The organism is Vogesella facilis, from assembly GCF_042648525.1.
Lineage (GTDB): Bacteria > Pseudomonadota > Gammaproteobacteria > Burkholderiales > Chromobacteriaceae > Vogesella > Vogesella facilis.
The window spans coordinates 231,421-246,071 of sequence record NZ_JBHRXN010000031.1 but is presented as its reverse complement, the minus strand read 5'-3'; the positions used below and the strand labels follow the sequence as shown (position 1 = coordinate 246,071).

The window sequence follows — 14,651 nt, the reverse complement described above, 5'->3', positions numbered from 1 at the left end:
GTCACATTCCTCCGGCGCTGGCGGCCTCGGCCACCACGCGCACCTCACGCTGCGGGTAGGGAATGTCGATGCCGTGTTCGCCAAACAGCTGCCAGATGCGCAGGTTGATGTCGGAGCGCAGCCCCAGCATGCCGTTTTCCGGGTCCAGCACCCAGATGCCCAGTTCCAGATTAATGCCGGAATCGGCAAACGCCACCACGAACGACGCCGGCGCCGGGTCCTGCTTCACCCGCGGGTGTTCCGCCGCCTGGCGCAGCAACGCCAGCGCCGCCGGCAGGTCGGTGCCGTAGGCCACCTGCACCGGCAGGCTGATCCACAGCGCCTTGTCCGAGTACGACTGGTTGACCACGGTGCTGGCGATCAGCGTGTCGTTGGGCACCAGCGCCTCGGAGCCGTCGGCGGTTTTCAGCACCACGTAGCGCGAGGTGATCTTGCTGACGTAGCCGGTGCGGTTTTCCACCATCAGCCGGTCGCCGATGCGGATCGAGCGTTCCAGCAGGATGATGAAGCCGGACACGTAGTTGCTGGCGATCTTCTGCAGGCCGAAACCCAGGCCGACGCCCAGCGCGCCGCCGAACACCGACAGCACGGTGAGGTCGATGCCGACGATGGGCAACGCCACCAGTACCGCGATGATGATCAGCAGCGTGCGCGCCAGCTTGCTGAACACCAGCCGCAGGTTGAGGTCGACCTCGGTAAGCCGCATCACCCGCGCCTCGATGAGCTTGCTCACCCACATCGCCGCCACCAGGATCACCGACACCCACACCAGCGCCGACAGGATCAGCAGCAGGTTGATCTGGCTCTTGCCGACGCGGAAGCTGATGGATTCCAGCCAGTCCAGCACCACCACGTCCACGCCGGTGGCCCAGCTGGCAAAGCCCAGCCACAACAGCATGGCGACAAAATTCTCGCTGCTACGCTCGAAGCGGCCGCTGGGCAAGGCATGGCGCACCACGGCGGTGAGCACGCGGATCAGCGACAGCCAGAACAGCAGCATGGCGATCACCACCAGCAGCTGCGACTTGCCGTGCAGCAGCAGGTGCCAGCCCAGGCCGGCCAGTTGCGTCAGCAGCTGCGCCGACAGCGGGAACACCAGCCGGTAGCCCAGGTACTTGCCGAACGACCAGTGGCCGTCGGGTGCCACCACAAACCAGCGCGCGTAGATGCGCCGCGACAGCCCCCAGGCCAGCAGCACGCAGCCGGCGGCGATGGCCAGCTCCAGCCAGCCGGTGGGGCCCTGCAGCGCGTCCATCAGGCGATCAAAGGTCAACGGTTGGGTGCCGTGCTCCAGCATGCATGCTCCTTGTCAGGCGATTCAATGGCTGCCGGCCAGCCCGTCCGGCCCCAGCGTCAGCACGCGGCCAACCTTGGCCGCCAGCTCGTGGTCGTGGGTGACGATGATCAGGCTGGTGCCCAGCGTGGTGTTCAGTTCCAGCATCAGCCGGAACACCGCGTCGGCATTGCCACGGTCGAGGTTGCCGGTAGGCTCGTCCGCCAGCAGGCAGGCCGGGCGCGTCACCAGCGCACGGGCGATGGCGGCGCGCTGGCGCTCGCCGCCGGACAGCTCACCCGGCTTGTGCTGCAGGCGCTGCCCCAGCCCCACCTGCGCCAGCATGGCACTGGCCTGTGCCGCCGCCTCGTGGCGCGGCAGGCGGCGGATCAGCAGCGGCATCATCACGTTTTCCAGCGCGGTGAATTCCGGCAGCAGGTGATGGAACTGGTAGACGAAGCCCAAGTGCTGGTTGCGCAACTGGCCCAGTGCCTTCTCGCTCATGCCGGCCAGCGGCTGCCCCATCAGGCGCACATCGCCGCTGCTGGGGGTGTCCAGCCCGCCCAACAAGTGCAGCAGCGTGCTCTTGCCGCTGCCGGAGGCGCCTACGATGGCCAGCCGCTCGCCGCGGCCAACGTTGAGGTCAATGCCGCGCAGCACTTCCACGTCCAGCTCGCCTTCGCGGTAGCGCCGCGACAGCTGGCGGCAGGACAATACTTCATCATTCATAGCGCAGGGCCTCCGCCGGACGGGTACGCGCCGCGCGCCAGCTCGGGTACAGCGTGGCCAGCAGCGACAGCAACAGCGAGATCACCGCGATGGTGGTGACATCGGCCGGCTGCACATCCACCGGCAGGAAATCGATCATGTACACCTCGCTGGACAGCAGCCGCGCGCCGATGATCTGCTCGATGGCATGCTGCACGCTGCCCAGATTGAAGGCCAGCAGCAGGCCGCCGGCCACGCCGGCGATGGTGCCCATCACCCCGGCCACCGAGCCCTGGATCACGAAGATCTTCATGATGCTGGCCGGGCTGGCGCCCAGCGTGCGCAGGATGGCGATGTCCGCCTGCTTGTCGGTCACCACCATCACCAGCGTGGACACCAGGTTGAACGCCGCCACCGCCACGATCAGCGTCAGAATGATGAACATCATGCGTTTTTCGATCTGTACCGCGCGGAAGTAGTTGGCGTTCATATCGGTCCAGTCGCTGGCCACCTGGTTGGCCGCCAGCTTGCCGGCCAGCTCGGCCTTCAGCTGTGGCGCCAGCATGGCGTCGTCCAGCTTCAGGCGCACGCCGGACACATCCTGCCCCAGGCGGAACAGCACCTGCGCGTCGCGCAGCGAAATCATCGCCAGCGAGGCGTCGTATTCGAACATGCCGGCCTTGAACACGCCGCTGACGGTGAACTGCTTGAGCCGCGGCATCATGCCGGCCGGGGTGACGCTGCCCTGCGGCGTGATCAGCGTCACCTTGTCGCCGACTTCCACCCCCAGCGCGCGTGCCAGCTCAACCCCCAGCACGATGCGGAAGCTGCCGGGCTCAAGCGATTCAAGCTTGCCGCGCAGCATCTCCTTGCCCAGCGTCACCACCCTGCCCTCGGCCGCCGGCTCGATGCCGCGCAGCATCGCGCCACGCACATTGCCGCCGCTGGACAACAGGCCCTGCGCGCTGACATACGGCGCCGCCGCCAGCACGTGCGGCTGCTGCGCCAGGGTACCCAGCAGCGGCTGCCAGCCGGCGATGCGGCCGTCGTAGCTGGACACCTCCAGGTGCGACACCACCGACAGCATGCGGCCGCGGATTTCCTGCTGGAAGCCGTTCATCACCGACAGCACCACGATCAGCGCCGCCACCCCCAGCGCGATGCCGATCACCGACAACAGGGAAATAAAGGAGATAAAGCCATTGCGCCGGCGCGCGCGCAGGTAACGCAGGCCGATGAAGGCCTCGTAGCGAAGGGACATGGATCAGCCTTGGTAGGGGTTGTCCAGCCGCTGCATCAGCGACACCAGGAAGCCGCGCACTTGCTGCTCGTCGCAGCCCATCAGGATGGCGTCTTCAAATGCGTCCTGCGCCATCTGCGCCAGCTCTTCCATGTTTTCGGTCATCACCTTCACCTTCTCGGTGCAGGAGACCACGCTGCCATCGGCGGCGTGCCAGATCGGCAATTCCAGATTCATGCTTCACCTTGCAAATGTCGATGCCCGCGACAGCGGGCATCCGGTCTGATTCGCGCCCCGGCGGCCAGGCGGCCGGAGCGGTACTGCCATCAACTACTGCGCTTGCGCGGCGGCCGCTTTTTCTTGCTGACCGGCTCGCTGCTCTTGCTGCGCGCCTTCTTGCTACCGGCCTCGCTCTTGCTGCTGCGCGCCTTGCCCTTGACGCTGCGCTTGTCGGCCTTGTCGCTGCTCTTGCTTGCCGACTTGGCGCTGGCCTTGGCCGGCACCGCGCTGCCCTGGCGCTTGCTGGCCACCACCGGCGCCTCGACATTGTCGGCGGCGGCGATCTGCGTGCCACGCGCCACGCGGCGCGCGCCATTGTAGCGGCTCACCCAGTAGCTCTGGCTCATATTGGCCACTTCTACGTTCTTGCCGGTGCGCGGCGAATGGATGAACTTGCTGTTGCCGAGGAAAATGCCCACGTGCGAGTAACGGAAGCCGCGGGTGTTGAAGAAGACCAAATCCCCCGGCTTGAGTTCATCCTGCGCCACTTCGCGGCCAACCTGTGCCATGCCGGCGGCAGTGCGCGGCAGGTTCACGTGCAGCGATTTCTTGAACACGTACTGAATGAAGCCGGAGCAATCCAGCCCGGTTTCCGGGTTGCTGCCGCCAAAGCGGTAGGCCACGCCCAGCAGGCTCATCGCCTGCAGCAGCAGATCGCCGGCGGCCTCTTCACCCGGGTTGGAGAAGCGGGCGATGGGGTCGGCGCTTTCATCGGCCGAGCGGCTGTCTGCGCTTCGATCCGGCGCGGCATGGGCCAGCGCCATGCAAGCGGCCAGCACACCGGCCAGCAAGTAATGATGAAATTTCATAGCTTATTAAGGACAAGCTTCCGCGCGTCCGGTTCGACGGCTGCCGCAATTCGGCGTGCGCGGGCTGGCTGATTCTGAACAAAACGACCAGCACAATACCATCTCGGGCCGTGACGACCAAGCTGCAATCTCTCCGGCACGGCCATGCCGGCGCACGCTATTGTGAAGCCATGGCGAATCTTCGATACTTGTTTGCCATTTTTTGCCACCCGCGCGCCGCCAGGCGCCAGCCCAGATCGGTTCTGCCATGCTCAGAGAAACGCTGATAGCCATGCGTGACCTGCCCCGCCTGAAGGAAATCAGCGGCATCCTGTTTCGCCATGGCCTCGGCGAATTCGCCCAGCGCCTGAGCCTGCCGCGTGCAGTGGAAAAAGCCGGCCAGTGGCTGAACATCCCCTTCCCCGACCCGGCCAATGCCATTCCCACGCCGATACGCCTGCGCCAGGCCTTCGAGGAGCTGGGGCCCACCTTCATCAAGCTGGGGCAGATCCTGTCCACCCGCGTCGACATGTTCGGCCCGGAATGGATCGTCGAGTTCGAAAAGCTGCAGAACACCGTGCCGCCGATTCCGGACGCGCAGTTGGCCGCCACGCTGAAGCAGGCGCTGGGCGCACCCCCGGAGGAAATCTTCGCCGAGTTCGACCACAGCCCGATCGGCTCCGCCTCCATCGCCCAGGTGCACCGCGCGGTGCTGAAGGACGGCACCGTGGTGGCGGTCAAGCTGCGCCGCCCCGGCATCGTGGACAAGGTGGAGGCCGACCTGCGCATCCTGGAGCACCTGGCGCATCTGATCGAGCTGGAGTTCCCGGACGCGCGCCGCTTCCAGCCGTCGGAGATCGTGGTGCAGTTCGCCCGTTCGCTGCGCCGCGAGCTGGACCTGGCGGTGGAGGCGCGCAATATGGAGCGCTTCGCCAAGGATTTCGCCGACGACCCGCATGTGCGCGTGCCGCGCGTGCACTGGGAGTACACCAAGCCGGCGGTGAACGTGCAGGACTTCGTCGACGGCCTGCCGGCCACGCCGGTGGAGGCGCTGGCCCCGGCCGGCCTCAACCCGCCGCTGCTGGCCAAACGCGGCGCCGACGCGGTGCTGAAGATGATCCTGCTCAACGGCTTCTTCCACGCCGACCCGCACCCGGGCAATGTGTTCTTCCTGCCGGACAACATCATCGCCTTCATCGACTTCGGCATGGTTGGCCGCCTGTCGCACAAGCGCCGCGACGAGATCGTCGACCTGCTGGCGGCGCTGTCGGAGCGCGACGAGCGCGGCATGATGAACGTGATGCTGGAGTGGACCGGCAGCACGCCGGTGGACGAGGAGCAGTTCGCCGAGGACATCGGCGAGATGCTGTTCCAGTACGACCACGTGCCGCTGAAGAACCTCAATATGTCGCAGCTGATCAACGACATCATGGCGCTGATCCGCGACCACGGCATCGTGCTGCCGCCGGACATGGCGATGCTGTTCAAGGCGCTGCTGACGCTGGAAGGGCTGGGCCGCCAGCTGAACCCGGACTTCCAGCTGGTGGAGCACCTGGCGCCGTTCGTGCGCCAGCTGATCCTGGCCCGCTACGACCCGCGCAACTTCCTGATGCGCAGCAAGCAGACGCTGCGCGAAGGCTTTGCCATGATCGCCGACCTGCCGCGCGACATCATCCGCATCGGCAAGGATATCCGCCACGGCAAGTTCCGCATCAACCTCGATCTCAAGCGCCTGGAGCAGTTCGGCTACCAGCTGGACAAGAGCGTGAACCGGCTGACCATGGGCATCGTCACCGGTTGCCTGATCATCGGCTCCTCCATCGTGATGACGGTGAAGGGTGGCCCCACGCTGTTCGGCCTGCCGCTGTTCGGCTTCCTCGGCTTCATGGCGGCGTTCTTCAACAGCATGTGGCTGATCTGGTCGATCTGGCGCGCCGGCAAGAACCTGTAAACCGCGCAATCGGCGTCAAGCTGCCGCCATTTGCTGCCGATATAGCCGGACCCGCCGCCGGAGTCCGCCCCATGAAAATCGACAGCATGTCGCTGGCGCTGAACAGCCAGCACCAGCTGCAGCAAAGCCAGCGCCTGCCCAGCCGCCGCCGATAGCGGCGACAGCGTCACCCTCAGCGCCGCCGGCAAGGCCGCCAGCCAGGAAGACACCGTCGCCGACGACGGACTCACCCCGGCGCTGGCCCTGCTGCGCGGCCTGCTGGAACGGGCGTTCGGCATCCACATCCGCCTGCAGGACATCCGCGCGCTGGCCGGCGGCCAGGATGCGGCCAACCTTGCCGCCCCAGCACCGGCGGCCACCCCGCCTGCGCCGGCGACCGACGACGCACCACAGCTGGCGATGCGCGTGCAGCAGGATTTCCACTATCAGGAACAGGAAACGCTGCAGTTTTCCGCCAGCGGCAACATCACCACCCGCGACGGCCGCCAGCTGAGCTTCCAGTTCGACATCAGCCTGCAGCGCAGCCTGGACATCCGCAGCAGCCAGACGCTGAACTTTGGCGCCGCCAGACACGACCCGCTGATGCTGACCCTGGGCGGCGATGCCGGCACGCTGGCCGGCGCCACGGTCAGCTTCGATCTCGACGGCGACGGCACGCAGGACGCCATGCCGCTGCCGGCCAGTGGCGGCTGGCTGGTGCGGGATGACAACGGTGACGGCAAGGTCAACGACCGCAGCGAGCTGTTCGGCCCACAAAGTGGCGCTGGCTTCGCCGAGTTGGCCGCACTGGACAGCGACGGCAACGGCGCCATCGACGAAGGCGACCCGCTGTTCGCCCAGCTCAAACTGTGGCAGGGCAGCGCGGATGGCCAGGACAAGCTCACCCCACTGGCGCAGCTGGGCATAGGCGCGCTGCTGCTGCCCGCCATCGGTGCCGATTTCCGTTTTGCCGACCGCCAGGGCGCCACCCAGGGCCAGCTGCGTCAGGCCGGGCTGTACCTGAAGGAAGACGGCGGCGCCGGCCTGATGTCGCAGGTGGACCTCAGCGCCTGAGCCCTCCCCTGATCTACGCTGCCCTCCCACGGCCGCCAGCTGCATAGCGGCCGTTTTGCTGTGGTGTGCCCCGCTGTCAGCTGCCCGCCACAGCGCACAAATCTAAATGAGAATAATTATTGATTATATTTTTGCGCCCGGCTAAGATGCAGCCACTCCAACACCTCAGGACAACACCATGAATGCCATGCTGATCGGCGCCGACACCCTGGGCAATATTCCGGGGGTACTTTCTTCGTTCGGCATCAACATCCACAAGCACCTGAGCGGACGCAACAGCTCGCATCAACGCAAGCTGGACCGCCTGCCGGCCGGCACCGAGCTGCTGATCCTGTTCACCGACTTCCTCGGCCACAACGTGATGAAGCACTTCCGCCAGCTGGCCAACGAGGAAAACGTGAAATTCATCGCCTGCCGCCGCTCGGTGTGCTCGCTGAAGCAATCGCTGGAATGCGCCGGCATGGCCGAACAGTGCGCCAGCTGTCCCAATGCCTGCGCCGCGCGCGCGCAGCCGCTGCGCCGCAAACACTGAGCCGCGACACGGCACCAGATCGGCAAACGACAAGGGCGGGCCCGCTGGACCCGCCCTTGTGCTGTGTGATCTAGCCGCCGGGATGACTCCCGGCTGTGCTGCGCTTGCTCACGGACGACGCTACATCCCGCCCGCCCGCGCCGGCAAGGTTGGCCGCATGCGGCCAACCTTCAACGCTCGCGCCCCTGGCGGATGCCCGCGCGCAGCTGGCGCAGCTGCTGGCGGAAGTTGCGGCAGTTGCCGCACAGCAGCAGGTGCATCGCCAGCCGCGCCTGCTCCGCCCGCGTCAGCGGCCGGTCCATGGCCTCGGAGATCATGCGGCTGGCCTGCCGGCAATTGAGCATCATGTTCCCTCCCGCTGGAACCAGCGTGTTTCCAGACATTCGCGCAGGCTCAGCCGGGCGCGGTACAGCATCACCGAACAGTTAGCCGCGGTAATCGCCAGATTCTTACAGATGTCGGCGATGTCCATGTCCATCACCTCGCGCATGGCGAACACCATGGCGGTGCGTTTGGGCATCACCTGCGCACACTGCTGGTACACCTGCCAGAACTGCTGCGCCAGCAGGCTTTCTTCCGGCGCCCCCCAGCTGCGCACCGCGTGCGCCCAGTGACCGCTGGCATCGAACACGCCTTCCAGATCGGACAGATCCAGATCCTCGCCCAGGTCCACCGTGGTTTCGCGCGACTGGCGGCGCACGGTGTCCACCAGCTTGAAACGCAGGATGGCAGTGAGCCAGGTGCGCAGGCTGGAGGCGCCGCTGAAGCGCTCGCGCCCCTGCAATGCGGCCAACAGTGTGTCCTGCACCGCATCCTCGGCGGCGGCGGTATCGTGCAGCTGCGCACGGGCGTAGCGCAGCAGGTAGGGGCGTTCGGCTTCGATGTCGGCGTCGGAAGGGGTCATGGCGTCAGCGGCGGATGCAATAGTCTACGGCTTCGGACAGGCGGTCCACGCCGATGATCTCCAGCCCGTCGATGGGCTGGCGCGGCGCGTTGGCCGCCGGCACGATGGCGCGGGTGAAGCCCAGCTTGGCGGCTTCCTTCAGCCGCTCCTGGCCGCGCGCCACCGGGCGTACCTCGCCGGACAAGCCCACTTCGCCGAACACCACCAGCTTTTCCGGCAGCGGCTTGTTGCGCTGCGAGGACACCATGGACAGGATCACCGCCAGGTCGGCGGCCGGCTCCATGATCTTCACCCCGCCCACCGCGTTGAGGAACACGTCCTGGTCGAAGCAGGCCACGCTGGCGTGGCGATGCAACACCGCCAGCAGCATCGCCAGCCGGTTCTGCTCCAGGCCCACGGTCAGCCGCTTGGGCTGAAAGCCGTGCGCGTCGTCTACCAGCGCCTGGATCTCCACTAGCAGCGGGCGGCTGCCCTCCTGCGTCACCAGCACGCAGGAGCCGGACACGTCGTCGCGATAGCTGGACAGGAAAATGGCCGACGGGTTGGACACGCCGCGCAGGCCGCGCTCGGTCATGGCGAACACGCCCAGCTCGTTGGCGGCACCGAAGCGGTTCTTGATGGCGCGGATCATGCGGTGGCTGGAATGGCTGTCGCCCTCGAAATACAGCACGGTATCCACGATGTGCTCCAGCACGCGCGGGCCGGCGATGGAGCCTTCCTTGGTGACATGGCCCACCAGGATGATGGTGATGCCGCTCTGCTTGGCCAGCCGGGTGAGCTGCGCCGCGCACTCGCGCACCTGCGACACCGAGCCGGGCGCCGAAGTAACCTGGTCGGAATACAGCGTCTGGATCGAGTCGATCACCGCCACGTCCGGCTTTTCCTGCTGCAGGGTGGCGATGATGGCTTCCAGGCGGATCTCCGACAGCAGGCGCACGCGGGCGGCATCCACCGCCAGCCGCGAGGCACGCAGCGCGATCTGCTGCGGCGATTCCTCGCCGGACACGTACAGCACCTTGCGGTTGCCGCCCATGGTGGCCAGCGCCTGCAGCAGCAGCGTGGACTTGCCAATGCCGGGGTCGCCGCCCAGCAGCACCACCGCGCCGCGCACGATGCCGCCGCCCAGCACGCGGTCCAGCTCGTCGATGCCGCTGGATTCGCGCGGCACCTCGGTGGCCTGCACCTCGGACAGCACCTGCACCGGCTGGGTCTGCGCCGTCCAGCTCTGGTAGCGCGGGTTGGCCGCAGCCGGCGCGGCCATGGTTTCGCTCAGGGTGTTCCAGGCGTTGCAATGCGGGCATTGCCCCTGCCACTTGGGCGAGCTGCCGCCGCATTCGCTGCACTGGTAGATGGTTTTGTTCTTGGCCATGAATTCAATGTGCCCCGGCCGGTTTGGCCGGCGGGGCCTTGGCAGCAGGCTGGCTGCTGTTGATGTCGTTGAGGATATTGAGCAGGCGGTTGTCGCGCGTCAGCTGCTCGTCCTTGGGTTTGGGCGGCAGCCGCGATTTTTCATCGCCGCGCACGGTGGACAGGATGGAGTCGATCAACGGGTCATCCTTGGCCATCGCCTCGGCCTCGGCATTGCTCAGCGGCTTGCGCACCGGCGGCACCGCGCGTATCGCCACCGTCGGCACCGAGGCGATAGGCAGCGGCACTAGCGCGTGACTACTTTTTTTTTGAGCCGGGGCCTCTGCGTGGCCGCTGGATGCCGCTATCAGCGGCGCCGAGGCTTCCGGCGCCATCTCCGGTGCGGGCGTCATGGTTTCCAGCTTGTTCTTGGCCATGTATTCCTGCATTTCGCGCCAGCCGGCGTAAATCTGTGCCTTGTCGGCTTCCGGATTGCGGCTGTAGCACTCCTCCAGCGAGCGCCCGGTCTGGCGGCACGACGCCCCGATCGCCTTGTTGGATTCGGCTGCCAGGCCACTGATGTTCATGACCCAGTTACAGCCGGTCAGCAACAGCAGGGCTGGCAACAGCAGATATGCCCGCATCGTTGGTCCTTATTCCTTGTTACGCAGATCCAGCTCGACGATTTCGCCGCTGCGGCCGCGGCTGGCGCCGCCCAGCCAGTACAGCATGTGCGGCATCAGGTCGACCAGATCGCCGCGCTCGCTCTTGGCTTCGCCCGGGTGGGTGCGGTTGCGGAACGGCGAATTCACCGCGCCAGGCACCAGTAGGTTGACGCGCAGATTGGGGTACACATCCCACTCCGACGCTGCCACCTGCATCAGGTAGTTGAGGCCGGCCTTGGAAGCGCCGAAGGCGCCCCAGAACGGGCCCGGCTTCTGGCCGTGGGTTTCGCCGACAAACACCACGCTGGCGTCGTCCGCCGCCTTCAGCAGCGGCAGGCAGGCGCGGGTCAGCGCAAACGGTGCCACGGTGTTGATGCGGTACTGGTTCATCCACTCGTCGATGCGCTGATCCGACAGAGGCGACAGCGCAAAGAAGTGCGCGGCGCAATGCACGATGCCGTCCAGGCGGCCCACCGCATGCTTGATCTGGTAGGCCAGGGTGTTGAAGGCGTCGTCGCTGGCTTCCAGCAGATCCAGCGGAATCGCCACCGGCTCCGGCGAACCCTGCGCCACGATCTCGTCGTACACCTTTTCCAGCCCGCGCACGCTGCGCGCCAGCAGTACCACGGTGGCGCCATGCTTGGCCGCCGCCAATGCGGTGTCGCGGCCGATGCCCTGCGTGGCGCCGGTCACCAGGATCACGCGGCCGGCCAGATAGTTATCGTCAAAAGTTTGCATCATGTTCTTGTTGTCCAGTCCTGCATGAGGGCATGGGCGGCGGCTATGCCACTGCGTACCGCTCCTTCGAGGGTAGCCGGGTAGTCGGCACATAGCCAGTCGCCCGCCAGATAGCCCGATTTTACGGGAAGTCGCACATCGGGGCGCGGCAACGCAACGTTGGCCGCAAAGGTGGCACGCCGTTCGGTAATCACCCGCCCGGCCAGCAGCGGCGGCAAGTTCGGCACGGCACGGCGCAACTCCGCCTCGCAACGCGCAACAAGCGCATCCTGCGCCAGCGCCTCGTGCTCCCCTGCGGCGCTGATCACCACCGACACCAGCCCGGCCTCGCCGCTCAATGCCTCGCGGTCGAACCACCACTGCCCCAACCCGTGCGCCTGCCCGGTCATCACCGCCGGTAACGCCACCCGGCCGGCAAACTGCAGGTATACGGTGCTTATCGGCTGGTATTGCCATGCCTTGAGCAAGTTTGTCAGTGCCGGATCATCCACTAGTCGTAAAGCGTGGTAGGGCGCGGTGGCGACGATGATGGCGTCGAAGCGTTCGCCGTCCACCGTGCCGGCCGGCAGATCCAGCGTGCTGACGCGCCGGCCCAGACGGATGTCGGCGCCGCGAGCGGTCAGCCAGTGCAGCGCCGGCTCGGCAAACAGCGCGCCCAGATCGACGCGCGGCAGCAGCAGCCGGCTGTCCGCGCCGCGCGGCGAGCCCAGGCTGTCGCGCAGCACATTGGCTAGCAACTGCATCGAGGCCTGCGCCGGTGGCGTGTTGAGGGTGGCCAGGATCAGCGGCGTCCAGAAGTACTGCAACAGCCGCTCGCTCTGCCCCTGCTGGCGCAGCCAGCGTTGCGCGGCGACATCCTGCCCGATTTGCCAGCGCTTCACCCTGAGCCAGGTCAACAGCCGCAGCAACGCCAGCTTGTCGCGCCAGCGCAGCCCGCGCGCGCCGAGCAAGCCGGCCAGCAGCTGCCACGGCGCCGGCCAGTCCGGACAGCGCATGTGCATGCCATCCACCTGCTGCCAGCTCAGGGGCTGTGCGGCCAACGTTTGCTGCGGATCGACGCCCACCCGGCGCATCAGCCGCAGGCTGTCGCGGTAGGCGCCGATCAGGATGTGCTGGCCGTTGTCCAGCCGCATGCCGTCCAGCGCCACCGCGCGGGCGCGACCACCGGCCACGCGGCCGGCTTCGAACACGGTAAGGTTGGCCGCATCGGCCAGCTCGATGGCAGCGGCCAGGCCGGCCCAGCCGGCGCCGATGATGGCAACGCGCGGGGTCACGGCTTGTAGCCGAAGGTCCAGGTCTTCCACGCCAGCCAGATCTTGCGCCCCGGCGACAGCGACAGCCGCTGGTTCAGCACCTTGCCTGGGCCGTCCAGCGCGATCTCGTCCAGCGTGGCGCGGTAGATCGCCGCCATCACCAGGCCGATGCGCTGCGCCTTGCGGTCTACCGCCGGCAGCAGCTGCCAGGCCTTGCGGTAGTGCTCGTGCGCCCGCGCAATCTGGAACTGCATCAGCTCGGCAAACTGCGGCGATTCCTGGTAGGCCAGCACCTCGGCCGCCGGCACGCCGAAGCGCTGCAGGTCTTCCACCGGCAGGTACAGCCGGCCGCGACGGGCATCCTCGCCCACGTCGCGGATGATGTTGGTGAGCTGGAACGCCAGCCCCAGCTCGTGCGCGTACTTCAAGGTGGCGCGGTCGCTGTAGCCGAAAATCTGCGCCGACAGCTGTCCCACCACCCCGGCCACGCGGTGGCAGTACAGTTGCAGGTCGGCAAAACGGTTGTAGCGCGGCACATCCAGATCCATCTGCATGCCGTCGATGATCTCGGCCAGCCACTCCTGTGGTAGCTCGAACGCTGCCACATGCGGCTGCAGCGCGCGCATTACCGGGTGGCTGGGCGTGCCGGCGTACAGTGCCGCCAACTCGCTGCGCCACCATGCCAGCGTGGTGCGCGCCACGTTGTCGTCGTGGATCTCGTCCACCACGTCGTCCACCTCGCGGCAGAACGCGTACAACGCCACCATGGCGTCGCGCTTGTCCTTCGGCAGGTAGCGAAAGCTGGCGTAAAAGCTGGAGCCGCTCTTCGCCGCCTTGTCTTCACAGTATTGCTGCGGGGTCACGCCCGTCTCCCTTTTTTGGCATACGGCGCCCACAGCGCCTTGCCGATAATCACCGGCCAGTCCTTCCAGCCCAGTACCGGGCGATGATTGAACACATCGCCACGGGCATCGTGAATCTTTTTCAGAATGCGCTCGCCACCCAGCACGATCATGCGCAACTCCAGGCCAAAACGGCCCTTGAGCTTGAGCGCCAGCGGCGAACCAGCCTGCAGCATCGCCAGCGCGCGCTTCACTTCTTTGTCCATCAGCAGCGGCCACACCCCGCCGGCATCGCCGCGCGCAATCTGCTGCTCATCGATGCGGAATTTGGCCAGATCGTCCTGCGGGATATACACCCGCCCCTTCTGCCAGTCGATGGCCACGTCCTGCCAGAAGTTGATCAGCTGCAGCGCGGTGCAGATACCGTCGCTCATCGCCAGGCTGCGGCTGTCGTGCTCGCCATACAGCGCCAGCATCAGCCGCCCCACCGGGTTGGCGGAGCGCCGACAGTAGTCCACCAGCTCGGCAAAATTCTGGTAGCGGGTCTTTTCCACATCCTGGCTGAACGCCGACAGCAGATCGTAGAACGGCTGCAGCGGCAGCTGGCGCTCGGTAATCACCTGCGCCAACGCCTGCATCAACGGCTGCTGCGGCGCCTGCCCGGCAGCGATGCGATCCAGCTCCGCGCGCAGCGCTTGCAATACGGCCAACCTTTCCGCCGCCGGAGCATCGCCCTCGTCGGCGATATCGTCGGCATGGCGCGCAAAACGGTAGATAACATGCACCGCCTTGCGCATGCGCCGCGGCAGCGCCAGCGAGCCTACCGGAAAGTTTTCGTAATGATCCACCGCCATCGGCGCGCATCCATCTGCATAGGCAAACGCGCATTATAAGCGAAGCGCGTCTGCGCCCCGATTTCGCTACTTGCAAAATTAATGCTTGACGCCGCCAACGACGCCGACTAAACTGCGCTCCGCGTTGAGAGACGCAGCCTCTGTGGGGGTATAGCTCAGCTGGGAGAGCGCTTGCATGGCATGCAAGAGGTCATCGGTTCGATCCCGTTTACCTCCACCACGAA

General features: G+C 66.4%; 16 protein-coding genes and 1 tRNA gene. 4 read left to right on the top strand and 13 right to left on the bottom strand.

The annotated features are described in order from the left end of the window. Window position 1: 1 nt before the first annotated feature. The 5 genes from ACFOLG_RS12410 to ACFOLG_RS12390 all read right to left on the bottom strand — a co-directional run bounded on the left by ACFOLG_RS12410 (window position 2) and on the right by ACFOLG_RS12390 (window position 4,309). The gene (locus ACFOLG_RS12410) at window positions 2-1,297 is read right to left on the bottom strand and encodes a mechanosensitive ion channel family protein (protein WP_386092230.1); all 1,296 of its coding nucleotides are present in this window, start codon (window positions 1,295-1,297) and stop codon (window positions 2-4) included. 21 nt (window positions 1,298-1,318) lie between these two features. Next, window positions 1,319-2,002, bottom strand: coding sequence for a lipoprotein-releasing ABC transporter ATP-binding protein LolD (gene lolD / locus ACFOLG_RS12405; RefSeq protein WP_386092229.1), 684 nt, complete (start codon window positions 2,000-2,002; stop codon window positions 1,319-1,321). After that, window positions 1,995-3,242 carry a lipoprotein-releasing ABC transporter permease subunit gene (locus ACFOLG_RS12400; RefSeq protein WP_386092226.1) on the bottom strand — a complete coding sequence of 416 codons (1,248 nt, stop codon included), beginning with the start codon at window positions 3,240-3,242 and terminating at the stop codon, window positions 1,995-1,997. Before ACFOLG_RS12400 ends, lolD begins: the two co-directional genes overlap by 8 nt. Before the next feature lie 3 nt (window positions 3,243-3,245). Then, window positions 3,246-3,458, bottom strand: a complete 213-nt coding sequence (locus ACFOLG_RS12395; RefSeq protein WP_386092224.1) for a hypothetical protein — start codon at window positions 3,456-3,458, stop codon at window positions 3,246-3,248. An 89-nt stretch (window positions 3,459-3,547) separates the two neighbouring features. Beyond that, the gene (locus ACFOLG_RS12390) at window positions 3,548-4,309 is read right to left on the bottom strand and encodes a C40 family peptidase (RefSeq protein ID WP_386092221.1); all 762 of its coding nucleotides are present in this window, start codon (window positions 4,307-4,309) and stop codon (window positions 3,548-3,550) included. Window positions 4,310-4,580: 271 nt separating this feature from the next. On the opposite strand from ACFOLG_RS12390, the gene ACFOLG_RS12385 reads away from it, so the two are divergent. From ACFOLG_RS12385 to ACFOLG_RS12375, 3 genes are all read left to right on the top strand, one after another. After that, entirely contained in the window at window positions 4,581-6,239 is a 1,659-nt protein-coding gene (locus ACFOLG_RS12385; protein WP_386092219.1) for an ABC1 kinase family protein, read from the top strand. 405 nt (window positions 6,240-6,644) lie between these two features. Continuing rightward, on the top strand, window positions 6,645-7,292 hold the full coding sequence (locus tag ACFOLG_RS12380) for a hypothetical protein (RefSeq protein WP_386092217.1): 648 nt from the start codon (window positions 6,645-6,647) through the stop codon (window positions 7,290-7,292). Between the two features lie 178 nt (window positions 7,293-7,470). Next, window positions 7,471-7,824, top strand: a complete 354-nt coding sequence (locus ACFOLG_RS12375) for a DUF2325 domain-containing protein (RefSeq protein ID WP_386092214.1) — start codon at window positions 7,471-7,473, stop codon at window positions 7,822-7,824. 170 nt (window positions 7,825-7,994) lie between these two features. Here ACFOLG_RS12375 and ACFOLG_RS12370 read toward each other — a convergent pair whose 3' ends face one another. The 8 genes from ACFOLG_RS12370 to hpnC all read right to left on the bottom strand — a co-directional run bounded on the left by ACFOLG_RS12370 (window position 7,995) and on the right by hpnC (window position 14,427). Beyond that, entirely contained in the window at window positions 7,995-8,171 is a 177-nt protein-coding gene (locus ACFOLG_RS12370; protein ID WP_386092212.1) for a zf-HC2 domain-containing protein, read from the bottom strand. After that, window positions 8,168-8,728 carry a sigma-70 family RNA polymerase sigma factor gene (locus tag ACFOLG_RS12365; protein WP_386092209.1) on the bottom strand — a complete coding sequence of 187 codons (561 nt, stop codon included), beginning with the start codon at window positions 8,726-8,728 and terminating at the stop codon, window positions 8,168-8,170. Before ACFOLG_RS12365 ends, ACFOLG_RS12370 begins: the two co-directional genes overlap by 4 nt. 4 nt (window positions 8,729-8,732) lie before the next feature. Next, window positions 8,733-10,097 (bottom strand): DNA repair protein RadA, encoded by a 1,365-nt coding sequence (gene radA / locus ACFOLG_RS12360; protein ID WP_386092206.1) that lies wholly within the window; start codon window positions 10,095-10,097, stop codon window positions 8,733-8,735. A 4-nt stretch (window positions 10,098-10,101) separates the two neighbouring features. Beyond that, window positions 10,102-10,662, bottom strand: coding sequence for a hypothetical protein (locus tag ACFOLG_RS12355; RefSeq protein ID WP_386092204.1), 561 nt, complete (start codon window positions 10,660-10,662; stop codon window positions 10,102-10,104). A 66-nt stretch (window positions 10,663-10,728) separates the two neighbouring features. After that, window positions 10,729-11,481 (bottom strand): SDR family oxidoreductase, encoded by a 753-nt coding sequence (locus ACFOLG_RS12350; RefSeq protein ID WP_386092202.1) that lies wholly within the window; start codon window positions 11,479-11,481, stop codon window positions 10,729-10,731. Then, window positions 11,478-12,752, bottom strand: a complete 1,275-nt coding sequence (hpnE, locus tag ACFOLG_RS12345) for a hydroxysqualene dehydroxylase HpnE (protein WP_386092200.1) — start codon at window positions 12,750-12,752, stop codon at window positions 11,478-11,480. The genes ACFOLG_RS12350 and hpnE overlap by 4 nt, the downstream gene beginning before the upstream one ends. Then, window positions 12,749-13,594: a presqualene diphosphate synthase HpnD gene (gene hpnD / locus ACFOLG_RS12340; RefSeq protein ID WP_386092197.1), complete on the bottom strand. Its 846-nt coding sequence runs from the start codon at window positions 13,592-13,594 to the stop codon at window positions 12,749-12,751. Before hpnD ends, hpnE begins: the two co-directional genes overlap by 4 nt. Next, window positions 13,591-14,427 carry a squalene synthase HpnC gene (gene hpnC / locus ACFOLG_RS12335; RefSeq protein ID WP_386092195.1) on the bottom strand — a complete coding sequence of 279 codons (837 nt, stop codon included), beginning with the start codon at window positions 14,425-14,427 and terminating at the stop codon, window positions 13,591-13,593. Before hpnC ends, hpnD begins: the two co-directional genes overlap by 4 nt. 144 nt (window positions 14,428-14,571) lie before the next feature. Here hpnC and ACFOLG_RS12330 point away from each other — a divergent pair. Further along, window positions 14,572-14,647, top strand: a tRNA-Ala gene (locus ACFOLG_RS12330). Window positions 14,648-14,651 lie beyond the last annotated feature (4 nt).